The 15,983-nt window shown below is 53.0% G+C and carries 12 protein-coding genes and 4 pseudogenes; 6 read left to right on the forward strand and 10 right to left on the reverse strand.

Annotated elements, in window-relative coordinates; translation table 11 throughout:
• Positions 1–721: 721 nt before the first annotated feature.
• From EIK79_RS00750 to EIK79_RS00765, 5 genes and pseudogenes are all read right to left on the reverse strand, one after another.
• Positions 722–3,169, reverse strand: a complete 2,448-nt coding sequence (locus tag EIK79_RS00750; RefSeq protein ID WP_124953233.1) for a glycoside hydrolase family 3 protein — start codon at positions 3,167–3,169, stop codon at positions 722–724.
• 848 nt (positions 3,170–4,017) lie between these two features.
• Positions 4,018–4,124: pseudogene (locus EIK79_RS19355) on the reverse strand (IS6 family transposase); the annotation flags it as partial.
• A 132-nt stretch (positions 4,125–4,256) separates the two neighbouring features.
• Entirely contained in the window at positions 4,257–5,114 is an 858-nt protein-coding gene (gene cysC / locus EIK79_RS00760) for an adenylyl-sulfate kinase (protein WP_185715462.1), read from the reverse strand.
• A complete protein-coding gene (locus EIK79_RS18885) occupies positions 5,114–5,239 on the reverse strand; it encodes a hypothetical protein (RefSeq protein ID WP_267900508.1) in 126 nt (41 codons plus the stop codon). Before EIK79_RS18885 ends, cysC begins: the two co-directional genes overlap by 1 nt.
• Before the next feature lie 405 nt (positions 5,240–5,644).
• Entirely contained in the window at positions 5,645–6,625 is a 981-nt protein-coding gene (locus EIK79_RS00765; protein ID WP_368276499.1) for a hypothetical protein, read from the reverse strand.
• A gap of 471 nt (positions 6,626–7,096) precedes the next feature.
• Here EIK79_RS00765 and EIK79_RS00770 point away from each other — a divergent pair, with 471 nt between their 5' ends.
• Positions 7,097–7,852 (forward strand): YqcI/YcgG family protein, encoded by a 756-nt coding sequence (locus EIK79_RS00770; RefSeq protein ID WP_124953235.1) that lies wholly within the window; start codon positions 7,097–7,099, stop codon positions 7,850–7,852.
• Positions 7,853–8,019: 167 nt separating this feature from the next.
• Positions 8,020–8,613 carry a hypothetical protein gene (locus EIK79_RS00775; protein ID WP_124953236.1) on the forward strand — a complete coding sequence of 198 codons (594 nt, stop codon included), beginning with the start codon at positions 8,020–8,022 and terminating at the stop codon, positions 8,611–8,613.
• Between the two features lie 58 nt (positions 8,614–8,671).
• On the opposite strand, the pseudogene EIK79_RS00780 reads toward EIK79_RS00775, so the two are convergent.
• Positions 8,672–8,746 (reverse strand): annotated as a pseudogene (locus tag EIK79_RS00780) (recombinase family protein); the annotation flags it as partial.
• On the reverse strand, positions 8,747–8,959 hold the full coding sequence (locus EIK79_RS17850; protein ID WP_185715466.1) for a hypothetical protein: 213 nt from the start codon (positions 8,957–8,959) through the stop codon (positions 8,747–8,749).
• A 724-nt stretch (positions 8,960–9,683) separates the two neighbouring features.
• On the opposite strand from EIK79_RS17850, the pseudogene EIK79_RS00790 reads away from it, so the two are divergent.
• Both EIK79_RS00790 and EIK79_RS00795 read left to right on the forward strand, forming a co-directional pair.
• Positions 9,684–9,920 (forward strand): annotated as a pseudogene (locus tag EIK79_RS00790) (transposase); the annotation flags it as partial.
• Between the two features lie 463 nt (positions 9,921–10,383).
• Positions 10,384–11,793: pseudogene (locus tag EIK79_RS00795) on the forward strand (RNA-guided endonuclease InsQ/TnpB family protein).
• A 36-nt stretch (positions 11,794–11,829) separates the two neighbouring features.
• Here the strand turns inward: EIK79_RS00795 and EIK79_RS00800 are convergent.
• Together EIK79_RS00800 and EIK79_RS00805 are read right to left on the reverse strand one after the other, a co-directional pair.
• Positions 11,830–12,222 carry a hypothetical protein gene (locus tag EIK79_RS00800; protein ID WP_124953238.1) on the reverse strand — a complete coding sequence of 131 codons (393 nt, stop codon included), beginning with the start codon at positions 12,220–12,222 and terminating at the stop codon, positions 11,830–11,832.
• Positions 12,222–13,082 (reverse strand): ParA family protein, encoded by an 861-nt coding sequence (locus EIK79_RS00805; RefSeq protein WP_124953239.1) that lies wholly within the window; start codon positions 13,080–13,082, stop codon positions 12,222–12,224. The genes EIK79_RS00800 and EIK79_RS00805 overlap by 1 nt, the downstream gene beginning before the upstream one ends.
• A 794-nt stretch (positions 13,083–13,876) precedes the next feature.
• On the opposite strand from EIK79_RS00805, the gene EIK79_RS00810 reads away from it, so the two are divergent.
• The gene (locus EIK79_RS00810) at positions 13,877–14,272 is read left to right on the forward strand and encodes a VOC family protein (protein WP_124953240.1); all 396 of its coding nucleotides are present in this window, start codon (positions 13,877–13,879) and stop codon (positions 14,270–14,272) included.
• Positions 14,273–14,455: 183 nt separating this feature from the next.
• The gene (locus EIK79_RS19170; RefSeq protein ID WP_368276502.1) at positions 14,456–14,713 is read left to right on the forward strand and encodes a DUF6884 domain-containing protein; all 258 of its coding nucleotides are present in this window, start codon (positions 14,456–14,458) and stop codon (positions 14,711–14,713) included.
• Positions 14,714–15,117: 404 nt separating this feature from the next.
• On the opposite strand, the gene EIK79_RS00820 is transcribed toward EIK79_RS19170, so the two are convergent.
• The gene (locus EIK79_RS00820; RefSeq protein ID WP_124953267.1) at positions 15,118–15,549 is read right to left on the reverse strand and encodes an MOSC domain-containing protein; all 432 of its coding nucleotides are present in this window, start codon (positions 15,547–15,549) and stop codon (positions 15,118–15,120) included.
• Between the last annotated feature and the right edge of the window lie 434 nt (positions 15,550–15,983).

The following is a 15,983-nucleotide window of genomic DNA, read 5'->3' on the forward strand; positions in this document are numbered from 1 at the left end:
GGACCCAGCGGACACCACTGAGTCACACCGAACAAGCCGCGCTTGAGCGACTGTACGAAGACGACGAGCCGGTTGTAGACAGCTTTTCACGAGCTGGTGGCCGTCATCCGCCTGCACGTCTGGACGGTCGTCCTCGGAATGTAGATCCGTGTACCGTCTGTCATTGTTGAGAACTATGGTTGCAGATACGATATTTGGTCCAGTTCGGACGTGCTATCTCTCGAAGTTTGCAGGACCCGCCACAATTCTATTGCTTTTATGTGCGTGGGAAAACCTCTGTGCTGGCCGGTCGGTGATTCGTTTCCAGAACGTTCCTGCCGGCGTCCAAATCAGACCCCCACGCCGGGCAACGGTCTTTGGGCCCGTGTGTAACTGATAATCTCGAGTTCTTCGTGGGGCACCTCAGACAGGGGGATCTCGTACGGCATCTCGGTTGCGATTTCTGCTTTCACATCGTCGAGGTGTCGCTCTATCGTGTTCACAAATCGGACGCTGAGCAGGTTTTCGGAACGTTCGTCGTAGCAACCGACACACAGAGTGGTGATCGAAGACCAACGCTCGCAGAGTCCACCGGAACTGTGAAAGCACGACCATCTGCAGCTACTCAGGAAAAAGCCCGCGTCGAACAATGTTGTCGACCAGTAGATATAAAAACCGACGTTCCTCATAGAACGGTTGTCACACCAGCGACTCCGACTGCCGGGCGCAGTGCTGGTCGATCTCAATCTTCGTGGCTGCCTCTGTCTCGAGGTTTAGTGACGCTCCCTGTGTTTTCGATTGTGAGAGTCGTTGTTATCGAGTCACCGACCGAGAGTTCGTATGCACCTGCTTCGACGACCTTCTGTTTTGTTCCGGGCACATCTCCTGGGACGACTTCGATCGCCGCGAGATTCGCCTCGATTTCGACGGTCGTTGATGTGCCAGCGTCGAGAGACACCCGCTTGAACCCTATCAGTCGCCGCTTTGGTTGAAGCACGGAGCCATACGACTGGGTGTTGTACACCTCGACGATGTGGTCTCCCGCCATCTCGCCGGTGTTTGCGACATCGACGCTGACAGTGACCGTCGGCGTGTCCGTGGGATTCAAAACCGACTTCGGCGAGACCGATGCGTTCGAGTACTCGAACGTAGTGTACGACAGCCCGTGGCCGAACTCGTACAGCGGACCTTGATCGTCGAGTGGCGGGTACTGGTTGTAATGATTCGGGACTTTTCCGACACTAGCGGGCCAGTTGAACGCGAGCTTCCCCGATGGGTTGTATTTCCCGAGTAGCGTATCAGTGACGGCACGCCCAGTGTCGCTTCCGGGTTGACCGGCGAACAGCACCGCATCCAGCATGTCGAACGTTTGTGCAGTTCCCTGAGGGCTGCCAGCGAGGATGACACCGACGACCGGGGTGTCCGGTGCTTGCTTGGTGACTGCCTCGACGAGAGACCGCTGTGGCGGGGCGAGTTCGAACGTGTCGCGGTCCCCAAAGCCCTCGTTGTGTGGTCCCTCCCCGAGTACGACGACGACAGCATCAGCACGAGCCGCCTCGCTTTTGACCTTCGACTCTTGTTGGTCTGTAAATCCGAAGTTACCGTTTGGAGAGACGTCGTCGGTGTGTGGCTCGGCGTTTTGAAACGGCGCGGTCACGAAGCTCGTCGGAACGTGCGCAACCGAACCAAACGCCTCGTTCATCGTTTCGAGGATGGTGTTCTGACGCGGGCGCGGACCACCTTCGGTTGGATATCCACCCTGAACGCCCTGCCATCCCAGCGTCCAGCCACCGTGTTGCATCATGAACCGATTGCGCAACCCCGTGTTCGGATTGATTCCTGGTCCCGTCAACAGCACGCGGTTGCTGCCCGACAGCGGGAGCGCATCGTTCTCGTTTTTCAGCAGCACCATCGACTCTTTGGCGAGCTGTTCGGACTGCTCTTTGGCTCCCCCAAGCACGTCCGAGATCCGTGATTCCTCGACAGTTGGTGTCTGGAACAGACCAAGCTCTGCTTTGAGCTCGAGAATCCTCCTGACGGCCTCGTCGATGCGCTCTGTGGAAATTTCACCCTTCTCCACGAGGTCGGCAACAGTCTCGATGAACGTCACTGGCCCGTTCGAGGCGTCGCCGTTCCCGATCATGTACATATCTACCCCGGCGTTGATCCCTTCCTTGATCCCCTGGCGCAAACTGTCGGTGTAGTCGTGATTGACGATCAGTCGGTTGAAATCATTGTAATCCGAGATCACGACCCCTTCAAAGTCGTACTGCTCGCGCAGCACCTCCGTAAGCAACCACGAGGAGACGTGTGCGGGCTTGCCGTTTATCGCACCACTGTTGACCATCACCGTTTTTGGCTCTTCTTCGAGCGCCATTCGATGTGGCGGCAGCAAATTCGTTCGGAGGTCTCGCATCGACGTTTGGGCGTGCCCTCGATCATTGCCGCTTTCGGGGATGGAGTAGCCAGCAAAATGCTTATCCGTCGAACACAACCGGTCGTTGCTCTCGAGTCCGCGGACTCGTGCCCTCGTAATCGCTCCCAACAACATCGGGTCCTCTGTGATGCCCTCGAAAAAGCGCCCCCATCGTGGGTCGCGCTGGAGTTCGTTCGTCGGTGCGAACGTCCAGTGTGCACCCATTGCTGCTGTCGAATCCGCTGTGTGCCGTGCTGCATCTTCGAGCAAGTCGACATCCCGCGTCGAACCCATGTTAATGCGTTGTGGAAACACGGTTGCGTCTGCAAGCAGCCCGTTTCCGTGAACAGCATCCACCCCCCATAGGAACGGGATGGAACTACTCGAGTGGTTGAGATTGTACTCTTGTAGTGCGTTGATTCCCTGAACGACCTCTTTGGCGTCGAAGCTCGGTGGCTTTGACCCGCCCGAGAGGATCGAACCAAGCTCGAGCTTAGAAAAATACTCTCCAAGCGTCTCAACCCCGAACCGTTCCGGAACGCTGGCCTGTGGATCGAATGAACTGATCGCCACTTGGGTCATCTGAGCGGCTTTTTGTCGAACTGTGAGCTCTTCCAACTTCGATTCGATATCAACTCCGTCGTACGCCGTGGCGCCGGAGGAACCGCTTCCCAGTGCAGCGGCAGTCGCCGCCACGCCCGTTGTTTTCATGAATGTCCGTCTGGATACGTTCTGCATCCACGTCTCAATAACGTCCTCTGGATTCCTCACCATCGCATACCAGTCAATACAATATGTATTCATAAGAGTTTCTATTAGATATAAATCTGTGGACGAATAGTGGTATTTTGTATGTTTTTTAGATATATCCTTATACGTATACGAAGACGAGGATGGTTGCTATTCGTGTATGGAGAGAATGATCGACTTCGCTTCGTCGTGTGCTCTCCGAGGCGTCTTCCCGACCCATCAAAGGAAACAACCATTCCACTGCCAACAAACGGTGTGTCTTTGAGCTCGGACTCTGTACTGTGCGATTCGGGCGTCGGCTGCCGAACGGCGGTTACGTTACCCTTCAGTGGCTCGTACTCTCTGTCGGTTGCTCTGATTCGATTTCCAAACGACCGTCTTGACGAGCATCTCGGTGTCGTTCTCGTGAATCCATCAAAAACCGGATCATCGCTAGCTTCGGCTTTAAAGGCGAACGCGTGCAGCTTGAGTGATTGAATCGTACTCTCGTTTCAGGCGATCCGCCGGTAGTTTGCGGTCTATCGCCGTCCGTTTTTTGGGACCGCCAAACAGACTCATCACTGCTACTCAACGGGCGAGCTGTCTGTATCTCTCTCCCGGTGGAGTTGCGGGTCCTTCGTGGAGCGGCGTCTCGGGAACGTTGCAGCATGCGCTCGGAGTCTTCGAAGTCTGGTGCCCCCGGTAGTTTGTCCTGACGTGTTTGGATACGTATGCTTGATAGCGGGCGTGCTGAAATTGGTCGTCGAATGCGTCAGGTCAGTGAGTGCACCGATCGACACGGGTGTATCCTGATCGCACCGTTCCCCGTGATCCACTGGCGAGCAACACCCTGTCTAACACGTGCTTATGTAGTGAACGAACAGCGCAAGCTACTGGCGAACGCTCAGTCCACTTCCCACCCATGAATATGGAAGCGGTCGATGTGCATTGTGAAGGTGTGAAACCATTTCCCGATCAGGTTTTGGTCCGTATAATTAACCGACCGCTCAGTCTTCATCGAGTAATGGCGGTCTGGGTGCCCAATTTAACTGTGTTTCTCTTCAAACAGCGGAATGCAGACCATTGAGTCCGAGAAACGAGCGTGACACGTTTGACACAAGATAAAATTTATCTAATCGGATAAGTGCGCCCCAGCAAGGAGTTCATACTCTTCATACTCTTGTCGTATCTTCGTTCCACTTATTTCCGCTATCTTCTCAGGAACCGAGACAACCGAGTATCCTACCCTACGCCCAATAGCGACCGTATCGATGTCTGGAACGATCATCACTTTGACATTCTGATAACTGCTGTATACGTTTTTAATAAGTTCCTTTCGTTCCTGAGCAGTGAACGGGTTTTTCTCGCTGAGCTCGGTGTCGCGGATAGCAATGACGACCCCCTTTCTGTTGTCGGCAACGGAATCGATGATAGTACGATGACCATCATGGAATGGCTGCCACCGACCGAGGAACACGTGACTCGGTTCGGGTTTACGATTTAACTCCATATTAATTTCTTTGAGATTTTCCTTCTTTGAGTGCGTCGCAGTCTGTACTTCGAGCACATCTTCTTCTTGCTCGGGCACCTCGAAGGGCGCATCAATACCGGTAAAGTTCTTTATCTTTCCTTTCCGAGCTTGTTCATACATGCCTTTCACATCGCGCTCCTCACACACATCAATCGGTGCCTTGACGTGGACGAACGCAACATCGCTGACCTTCTCACGAATCATCTCTCGTTGCGATTCGTATGGTGTAATGAACGAGGCGACGACATCGAACCCTTGTTTGTTCAACACTTCAGCCATCCCAGCAGCACGTCTGAGATTCTCGGTACGGTCCGCTTTTAAGAATCCGAGGTCGGTGTTGAGCGTATCACGGAGAAAATCCCCGTCCAAGTGAATCGTCTTCGGACCAACTAATCCTTCAGCGAGGGTCGTCTTTCCGGAACATGGCAGCCCGAAGAGCCACGTGGTTTCTCCCACCATCAGCTTACCCTCCTTGTGAGCGAGGCGGGTCCATCCGCTCTCGCGCCGATTGCATCGACATTGGTCGTTTCGCTGTCGTACTGTCCAGCAAGTTTTGACTCTGCGTTCGTTGTATCGTTTGGCATGAGAGTTGTCTCATCTGTTATAATTGTGAAATTTATAGCTTGTTTTCCGGCGTCGCACGCTTCTAGAGTCTTGGTGTTCTCGATGTGGGTGTGACGGACCGTCGCACGACCGTCTGGGGTTGTCAGCGTACTCGAAACACACATTCGCACTGTACGCCACGTTCGAGTGCTGCGATTCCCTGAGAACGGTCTTGACGCCATGGTTCTTACGGAGTTCACGATACGCACTACTTTCCTCGTTGAACGCTCGATGTCTGCGGTCGAGACATTGGTATTCGTCAGGAGCAACTCCGAGAGATTCAGAAATCGTACAGAGGGACACAGTTTCGAGCGCTCCATGAGAATTACTAGCTTTAGGAACCTCACGATGGGAGTGTGTTTTATCGCGGTGGACTGTCGCTTCGCTCAGATCCATTCTGACTCCTCCGTGTATCCCAGTTCCGCAACGACTCCGTTATACGTCTCATCGGCTCGTTCAAGTGCACTTCTGATGAGATCCTCTCTGTTTCGCCAGCGAGCAGGTTTCGGTTCCTTCGTCGTCATCACCTTATTGGGATTCTCAACGTTCTCGGAAAGCAGCACTGACTCGCCGAGACCGGCAAACTCGATGATCTCCTCGATCGTAGAGTCGGTCTCGGTGATGACATCCTCAAACCGAATTCTACGGACATCTTCGAACACGTCGCGGTCAGTAAGGATGTGGCGGTGAGCCTGGGTCCACTGTGCCAGACAGATATCAATGAGTTTTCCTTCGTTAAACCAGTTCGGCGGAAGGTCGTAGCTCCACAGTGAGCCATCGTAACCTTCGAGATTGAGGGCCCCCACGTCGTACGTCTGGAATCCTCTGTTTAGACGCCATCCATCATAGAGCCCATTAATCGACGCTGCTGGGTTCCGCGTGAGGTGAACGACTCTGATGTCTGTCTCAGGAAATAGCTGATTGCGGATCCACGAGAGTCGGTATGCGTCAACGCTCGCTTTCAGAACGAGCGTTCGCTCGAAGTCGTCAGCCGTGAGGCTGCGCTTGTGGTCGTGCGAGGAAACGAACGGTCTATCCTCGATTGTTTCGGTTTCGAACGGGCTGTCTGCGTCCCCTCTTGTATACTCATCGTACTGTAACGTCGAGATCCCGAATCCCGTGAGTATCTCGTCGAGTGAAGCACCCTCAAGTAGTTCCTCGTGCACCTGCTCGTACGGAATATCTCGATGTGGGAACTGCAATGGAAGCCGGACAAGCGCGTTGTCCACACGATGCGTTCGGTCACCGGATCGCTCAGTTGCGCCGACATCAGCTAGAATATCTGTTAGAAGCTGTTCCCGGTTGAACGCCTCGAAGTCAGCAGGAACGATATCGGACTCGAACGCTGGGTAACAGATCCCATTCAAGGTGTACCATTGGCCGTGTTCGCCATCGGGACTACACGTTTTTTCATGATGTCGAAGAATATCAAAAAGGAGGCTACTGCCCCCTCTCGGAGCCGATGCGATAAGTAACACGCTATCGAAGTCATCAGCTCGATATTTCGACAGTGTCGATAGTTTGTCATCTGATATAATATTTTCTTTTATGTGTTCGTACTTTCGTCGAGCGGCATTTTGCAGGCCGGTTATCGCGGGTTCGCTGTTCATGTAACCCCCTACCTTGATGTTTATCGAGGGTGAGGAGCATAAGCGCAGGACTTTCTTACGCTGGCCGCTCTAACTACTACCCCCTCACAACGAATAGGTCCGTTACCATCGATGGAAGTGTAATCAAAGATAAATTTCCACGAATAAAAATTGCGTTCCTCGCTGAAAGCGAGACAGCAAGCGCATGCAGGCGAAATGCACTCTTAATCACTTCCCGTTAGTTATATAATGGGAACGCTCGATACAGACGAACTCTGGACGAAAAGCGAACTCGAAGACGCGATCGAGCGTGATGCATTGGCTGACTGGAAGGCACTACGGTATGAGACCTTCCACGACACGATGACCGATGAGAATACTCCCTATCCATGTTATTTCGCAGTCGAAGCTGAACGGAACGGATACTTCCGGTATACTTTTCTCGGCAGCCCAGATGACCCTAATGCCCGCTCACGACTCACGGATGCGCTCGTGGCCTATCTCGGTAATTACAGAACGATTGGCGATATTACTTCACTGGTTATTTTGTTTGAACCACCGGCAAGAGAACAATCTACAGAGACCTACAAGCGCCAGTTTTGGGAGTTGCTTGAAGACCTCTGGAATCGGGATCCTGAGCCGTGGCCTGAGACGGTTCCCACGGATCCCGACCATCCGATGTGGCGCTACTGTTTCGCTGGCGAACCCATGTTCTTGGTTGCTCGTGCGCCCTTCTATGAGGCGCGACACAGCCGATATACACCTCATGGTCTCGAAATCACGATTCAGCCTGCAGGCGTCTTTGAGGGGCTCTCTGGAATGTCCGATAAGGGCCAGCGCGCACGAAGTACTATCCGCGACCGGCTTGCTAACTATGATGAGATTCAAAGACATCCCGATGTGGGTGATTACTCTGACCCGCGACGGCATGAGTGGAAGCAATATCTTCTTCCAGAGACAAACGAAGAAAGCGTTGCTCGCTGTCCACTCCCAGAACGGTCATAGAAAGACTATGGAATGAGATCGATGCTGCACCTTTATTTAACAAGGCAGATTGTACAGTAGAAAACTCGCAGCCATCTTCAGTTATGATGGGTGTGGATCGGTTACTTCGACGCTGTTTCCTCTATTTACCGAAACAGGTTACTGTGATGAAAATAATATATGATATCATGGCGACGAAGCATCAGGAAGTACCCATTTGGGAACAGTACAAATTCATCATCAGTTCGGCTGGCTCTCGGTATGCAACCGTCGCGGCTGGGCTTATCTTAGGGGTGCCAGCCATCGCGTACCTCTCTGGTAGTGTCGCCGCCATGTTCTACGTTCATATCGGACTGGCCGCCTTCTGGTTTGGGATGGATTTTTTCTTCAGGTACGTCCTGGCTCCAGCGGTCGCTGCGTCTGGCCCCGACACGGCGGCAGCACTCATTCCCAACCTCTCGCCGCGGATTATGGTCGTCGGAGAGTCATTAACTGTCGGGACGATTGGGTCGGGACTTGGACTCGCCCATCGATTCGGCTACCTGGTCACCCCACCAGTGTGGGTCTGGGGAGCGCTCGGCATCGCTGCTGTGATGCTCGGTATCGCCTTTGGACCGCTTCATCACTATCAGTTGGAAATGCTCCGTGAGCTAGATTCCTCGGCCCCAAATGGCGAGCGAGTTGAGCGTCTCAATGAGACGGCAATGCGCTGGTTGATGGGGATGACGGGGTTGTTTCTCCTCATTACCCTCATGATGGTTGGATTACGGGGACTGATCTGATACCTAAGGTCGGTTCAGCGATTGGTGTTCCATGACGTCGCTCCGTCTGCGTTCTGTCGAACGATCGGCCAAGTCGGTCGAGTTCATGCGCGATCACCACGTCGTAGTCTTCGATGTGTTCGCGGAGCCGCTGCTACTTTTCCCGGTCGGCCTGCACGGTCTCCCAGAGCTGATCGTGTGCCTCCGGTGCTGGTGCAAGCGTTTGCCGGAAATCCTCAATGGTTTCGGCGTCTGCGATCATCGGCGCGGCGTCAACCGCCCACTTCGGCGTCTGTTTGGGAAGCTCCGGAGGCAACACATTCACATCCTCTGGATCGACCTCGTGCTCCCGACAGTAGTGTTTCATCGCGGCCAGTGAATTCCACCGCCTTATGGCGATTCAACACAGCCCTTTGCTCAGAGTCTGCAGTGTCTGATACCGTCTGGATCTCAGGATGGTAAACGTGCATCGCATAGACAGCGGGTTGGCTGTTCTTATCGAGCCAGAGAGTCGCGTGATCTGAGTGTGGTGGCTCATCCCCTTACTCGACGGTTTCGAGCTCTCGATCAACCCAATAACCGTGACACGAACACTTTTCCTTTCCCGTTGGTCGTTCGTGTCACTAACTTCTGATCGGTTGCTGCTGGCGTCGTGTTATCGATGATGTCTTGTCTATCTTGAGGGTACGTATTATAGTATTTATAACATGATGGTACTACATACGCTGCTCCAGCGATTATACAGCCAACACAAGCAACTTTACCCTTAATTCCTGTTAATTTACTTATTCTACAGACCCATCCGCAAACCCCCGCGCCGCCACCGGTGTTAACAAGACAATTCGTACACGCCCACGCACTACACTGAATAATGATAGATTGAGCCATCTAGTTCAAGCGCTTCGGTCGGCGTCTGATTCTCCAGCGCTTAATGGCTTCGGTGGTGGTTATAGTAGCACGACTTCTGGGGTTTAGCCTGGATTCGAGGCAATTTTCGGCGACGCTCTTCTGTAGGAGATTGTTGATGATGTTTAGCGGGGGCTGTTGAATCGAAGAGGGCAAGGGCACCGCGTGAGCGGTGGCCGACACGAGTGATTCCGCTCGATGTGTTTGGCTCGGAATCGATCGCAGCAGATCTGCTGGAACAGGCCCGCTGGCGTGACGGCGTTGAATGCTCCCGCTGCCGTTCTGACCGGACGGTCAAGAACGGCAGCTATGGGCCGTTTCAACGCTATCTCTGTAAGAATTGTGACCAAACGTTCAATGATAAGACCGGCACGATATTTGCTCACTCGAAGATCGCGCCCCGCAAGTGGTTGTTCTCGATCGAGAGGGACACCATCACCTTCGGTGTGTCTAGCCACCCTGCGTTTCCGCTGTATCAACGTGCGCTAACGTTTATGAACGCGTGATTGGCGAGTGCAAGGAGTGAAGAGACAGAGACTGGAATACTCACCCCGAACTGGCGGGTACAGTATCCTGATTTTAGCTGGATGCAGGCGCTAAGCCCCCGTCCTCAAGGAGCACCGCAGTCCGCGAAGCGGACAAGGAGCGCAGTAGGGCGGGGATACAGCGCCGTCATCATCTGTTCATACACGATACTACTGCTGGCCCACAGGCCCACGCAATCGAAACGCTTTTGTGCATAGAGTATATACTATGCATACGGTGAAACGGACCACAATCACGCTCCGAGAGGACCAACACGAGTGGATACAGGAACACCACCTGACTCTCTCATCGTTCATCCGCGAGCGACTTGACGAGTATATCGAGGAACACGAGTAGCGAATGTACTACGCCTACAAATACCGTCTCAAGCCGTCCGACGCCCACCGCGAGGAGTTGGACCGCCACCGCGATATTTGTCGGCAACTGTACAACCACACGCGCTACCGCCTCAACGAATACCGCGATGAACACGGCGAACTACCGTCCATGACCACCCTACGGTCGGAACTCCCCGACCTCAAGAAGTGGTGGGACGGCCTCTCGGACGTGTACTCGAAAGTTCTCCAAACCGTCGTGGAACGCCTATTCGACAATCTGAGTAGCCTTTCCGCACTCAAAGAAAACGGCTACAGCGTCGGACAACTCAAGTGGAAACCGCCACGCGAGTTTCGCAGTTTCACCTACAGTCAGTCTGGTCACCAGAAGCCGAAGGCTTCTGGTTGGCAGCCAGAAATCTGTGATTTCTGGCGACGGCTTCAAGCTCGACAAGAAGGGCGGTCAGACCGTGCTGTCACTCTCGAAACTCGCGGACATCCCGATTCGGCTCCACCGCGCCATCCCCGACGACGCGAAACTGAAGCAGGTCACGGTCAAGAAGGAACCAACGGGTGAGTGGTTCGCTACTTTTGGCGTGGAGGTTGACCGCGACCTCCCAGAGAAACCCGACGAGTTGACCGAGACGGTTGGCATCGACGTGGGCATCCTGAAGTACGCCCACGATACCGACGGCCACGCAGTCGAGTCTCTCGACCTTTCTGACGAACGAGAGCGATTGGAACGCGAGCAACGCAAGCTCTCACGGAAGCAACACGGGTCGAACAACTACGAGACGCAACGGCGACGAGTCGCAGAGTGTCACGCCGACCTCCGACGGAAGCGCCGCGACTTCTTACACAAGTTGTCGACCTACTACGCCCGAGAGTACGACCTTGTGGCCGTCGAAGACTTGAACGTCTCGGGGATGATGGAGTCACCATCGAACAGCCGCAACACCGCCTCCGCCGCGTGGCGAACGTTCCTCTCGTTGCTCGAATACAAGTGTGAACGAGCAGGAACGCACTTCGTGGCGGTAGCCCCGGCAGGAACGACCAAAGAGTGCGCTGCGTGTGGTGTCTCGACGGATAAGCCGCTATGGGTCCGTGAACATTCCTGTCCGTCGTGCGGGTTCACCGCCGACCGAGACTGGAATGCGGCGTGGAATATTCTTTCTCGCGGTATCAAGCAGTTAGGAGCGGGACGCTCCGAATCAACGTCACCAGAAATCTCAGATTTCTGGTTGGCAAACGAGACGTATCGCGTCTCGTCAACGCCTGTGGAGACTGCGCTCCCTACGGGAACTACTACGGTTCCTGCAAAGCGCGTTCGCCAGAACTTATGGTTCTGGCTGGCTGCCAGACATAGTCTGGCAACGTCGTGGAAGCAGGAAGCCCCACCCGCAAGGAGCGAACGGCGTCAGCCGTGAGCGAGTAGGGTGGGGTAGTTCACGATGTTTGAGATCAATAAGACTTAAAGCAGCGGTCCATCCGACCGCCGGTTTCGGGTCTCGATGACTTGCTGTTTGATATCGTCCGCTGTGAGCTGCTCAGCAGCTGCACAGAGAAATGCCTCGTATAACTCGCGCTTCTGAGGATCCGAATACCCCTCTCGACGCAATTCGATTTCCGCCTCAAAAAGTATCCCCTCATCCCCGTCTATTTTTTCCCACGTTTCAGGAAGACAATAAACAGAATGCTGGGTTTTCTCTTGGTTGGTCGCAAACGCTGGATCCGACCGAGGATCATACGTAGGAGATTGATCTGAGGTTGGTTCATTTGATTCTTCTGAACTATCGTGCAATGTCCCAGCCAGTTCGTCAAGTGCTTCATCACCTGGATCGTCACCGAGATCGTCGAAGGCCATTAGCGCACCACCCCACCTTGCTCAACGATTGCTGCAAGCTCGTCAAAACACCGAAGTTGATCACAGTCAGGGTCGAAATCTCTGAGTGGTTGCTGAGCACGATGTGCCTTGTCAATGGACCCCCGGTGACGGATCCCCGGAAGATTGTCATCGAACGTGCGATTGTCGATATCGTCCCAATCTGCCTGTGTAAGGCGTGCGAAGTTGGGGACAAATCCAGCGAGCTCGTCACGTTTGTTGATCGCTTCAAGGAGGTTTCGATCACGGGTGTCTTGATCCAACCGTTCGCTTAGATCTGTCGGGACGAGGGCGAGCAGATCCAAGTCGAAATATTGGCGTGCTTCCTGAATAAGTCGCTTATTCGTCTGTGTGATACCGGATTCCCAGCCAGATTCAGGCCGGAGAGGGACAATCAAGTTCTGTGTCGCGTACAGAGCGTTATCGTTTAACTTTCCTCTATTAGCTGGCGTGTCGACGACGATATGCTCATAGACATTGTCAAGAAGTGGATTTACGACATTACGATCCAACCGCTGGCTGCTAGCCATAGCGGACTGAAGATCCGTCTCAACTCCCTCCAAATCCTCATGAGAGGGCAGCAGATCAAGCCCTCCTCCGATGCTGACGATTGCCTTCCGTGGATCCCGTCCATCGATCAAGATCTCCTCAACGTGGTTGTCGCCTTCAAACCGACCACGGTATCCTAGATTAAACGTTGCGTGTCCATTGTCGTCAAGATCAACCAGTAACGCGCGACCGTTGCGCTCGGCGAGTTCGCGCGCTAAGTTGATCGAAATCGTGCTCTTACCAAACCCACCTTTCAACACATTTACTGCTACTGCCCGTGGTTCGCTTTCCATGTCTATTCATCTATCTTCCCACATTATAAAACATGAGGACATGACTCAGTGTCTACAATGTGAATAATGTTATAATATTTACTAATGTTAGCAGGTTGGCCACATTTAGTAATGTGAGAATAGACAAAGTAGCACACCATACAGAAACACATGATTACGATAGTTCATGTGGTCAATGTCGTCAATGTGATCACGCTGAATTCATTGACCACATCCACTAATGTGAATCCTCTATGGCTATCGCTTTTGTTGCGTCAGCATACCCAAGCTGATCATCGGGATCATACCGCACCAAGGTGGTCAGAGAGCCAAGTCCGTCGACGAGAGAACATTTACTAATGTTAGCAGGTTGGCCACATTTAGTAATGTGAGAATAGACAAAGTAGCACACTATACAGGAACATATGATTGCGATAGTTCATGTAGTCAATGTCGTCAATGTGATCACGCTGAATTCATTGACCACATCCACTAATGTGAATCCTCTATGGCTATCGCTTTTGTTACGATCTGCACATCCAGGCTGAATCATACCCACCAAGGTGATTAGGGAGTCAAGTCCGTCGACGAGATACGTTGTTGATGAGAAACCATGCTGATGACTCAATTGGATGTCTCGACAGATCCGTTCACTCTACGGGTGTTCGTCCGCTCAAGACATTGGTGGAAACAGTTTCGAGAACTCGCGATTACCTGCCTCGTTCACAACCTCGACTGATCCTCTAACTGGTAGATACAGGTTCCAAATATAATGGCAACGAAGAACTTTTATCGCCACCAATTGACTTCGTCGTATGAATGCTAAGGCCGTCGATTTCGCCTACTATACCGTGAGTGATATCGAGACATCGGTATCGTTCTACCAGGAAACGCTAGGGTTGGAGCTTGAAATCCTCGACGAGGAGTCGGGATGGGCTGAATTTGCGTCCCCTCCGACGACACTTGCACTCGGAGAAGCGAATCCTCATATGCCGATTTCACCGGGGGAGGGTGGTGTCGGCCTTGCCCTTGCCGTGGATGATGTCAAGGCTGCTGTCGATGAACTTCGTGAGGAAGAGGTGACTGTCCTGATGGACACGGTCGATTCAGGCGTCTGCGACATGGCGATGGTCGGCGATCCCGATGGGAACCCGATCATGCTTCACCGGCGTCACGACGGCACCCACGGTCGAAAGAACCCGTTTCCGTAACTGTTCGCTCGTCTGAATTCTGAGGTGGGTTCGCAACCGTGGTCAGCAAACTGCTCTGGTAGTGAGGCCCGGTTGACTGGAAAAGTTGACGTTAGTAATACGCACAACCATCTAACGGCTGTTTCAGTAGAAAAAGCGTCGAAACAATAGGATTTCAGCAGAGCCAAAGAGATTCAAATCGAAATGACTCTGGAAATCGGACTCGTTAGCTGCGTCAAAACCAAACAGGATAGTCCGGCGATCCCCCGTGATCTCTATGCGTCCTCCTCCTACCAGAAAATGCGGTTGTACGCCGAAAAAGAACACGACGAATGGTGGATTCTATCGGCAAAGCATGGTCTTCTCGACCCCAATGGACCACCAATCGACCGTACGATGAGACGGGGGCAAGAGTTACAAAAAAGCGTGACTGGGCAGAGATGGTGTACCAAGAAGAGGTAACCGAAAATGTGGTGTGCTGAACTCACGCTACTCTCTTAAGCACCGTCCGAAAAGCGTGATCGTTCAAACAACAGAAAGAGTCTGATGAGGGTAAATGTATGTCTTGCAAACACTACCGTGAAGAGACGGGAATTATTTTGAGCCGAATTCGTTCGACAGTGGTTCGGCATTTTTCGATATTTCAGTCGATAGCCGCTCATCAATCGCGTCTTTATCGACGCTGGATATATGCCTGCAGACGATGTTTCGAAGCCCAACACGACCGCCCGCCGTTCGTGGATCCGCGCTAGTTTCGTACTGTGCGACCTGTTCTCCATCGTGCATAATGGTATACTTGCATGGCTTTGAATCCCCTGTCGTCATTTCAACGAAAATGGATTCCTCCAACTCGATGATAATCATGGTTACCACCGAACCTCGTCATCGATGGCGATCGGACCAGACTCAACGACAATCGCATCAAGCCCACCACGGTGGACAAGCGCTTTCGAGAGTCCCTCCTCTCCGACGAGCGACTGCATATACCCACACGGTTCACATAGCTGAATTCCCTCACAGATGGCGTCACCGACCGTGAATGTCTGGCCCACGAGGTGATTGAGTGGGACATGTTGTGTCGTCACGTTTCGACGGTGTGCGCCCGTCAAGAGCTCAATTCCGGCATCCTGCTCGACTGCTGCCAGCGCTTCGGCTTCGATGAAGGTGATATCGCTCGCTTCCTGTACCTCTCGGTTCGGATCTTCGTCGAGAAAGTTCCATAAACCATGCCCCTCGAAATACCGGTCGCCACGGAGTCCGCGTTCGGCGACTGCGTCGACGGTTTCTCGTGCTTGCATCGGTTCACCACTATCGGGAGCAATATGGAGCTGTGTAACTCTACCAGTTCCCATGAATTTACTTCGTGAACATAGATATTATACATTTTGAAATGTGAAATAATTCTTCTGTGATTCGCGAAGCCAATTCAAACCACAGGTGGCTCCAGTGAGCAAGGGCTCATCTACCACGATCGTATGCATTGAGGTTCGCGGTCTCATCTATTGTCTCGTGGAGGCGGAGACACACGGATCGTGTAACCATGTGTTCACTGAGGGACCCATGCACAGCACAGGGGGACGATTAAACACCAACAGTATCATTGCTACTCACTCCTACATGATTACCAGCAAATAGGTTATAAACCATGCGACGAAAAAATGGAGACAACACCTTCCGGTGTTCCACTCAGACCACTCCTGGCATGTTGCTGCAGTTGTTCTGGTTACAAGGC

Origin of the sequence: Halocatena pleomorpha (assembly GCF_003862495.1) — an archaeon.
Classification (GTDB): Archaea; Halobacteriota; Halobacteria; order Halobacteriales; family Haloarculaceae; genus Halocatena; species Halocatena pleomorpha.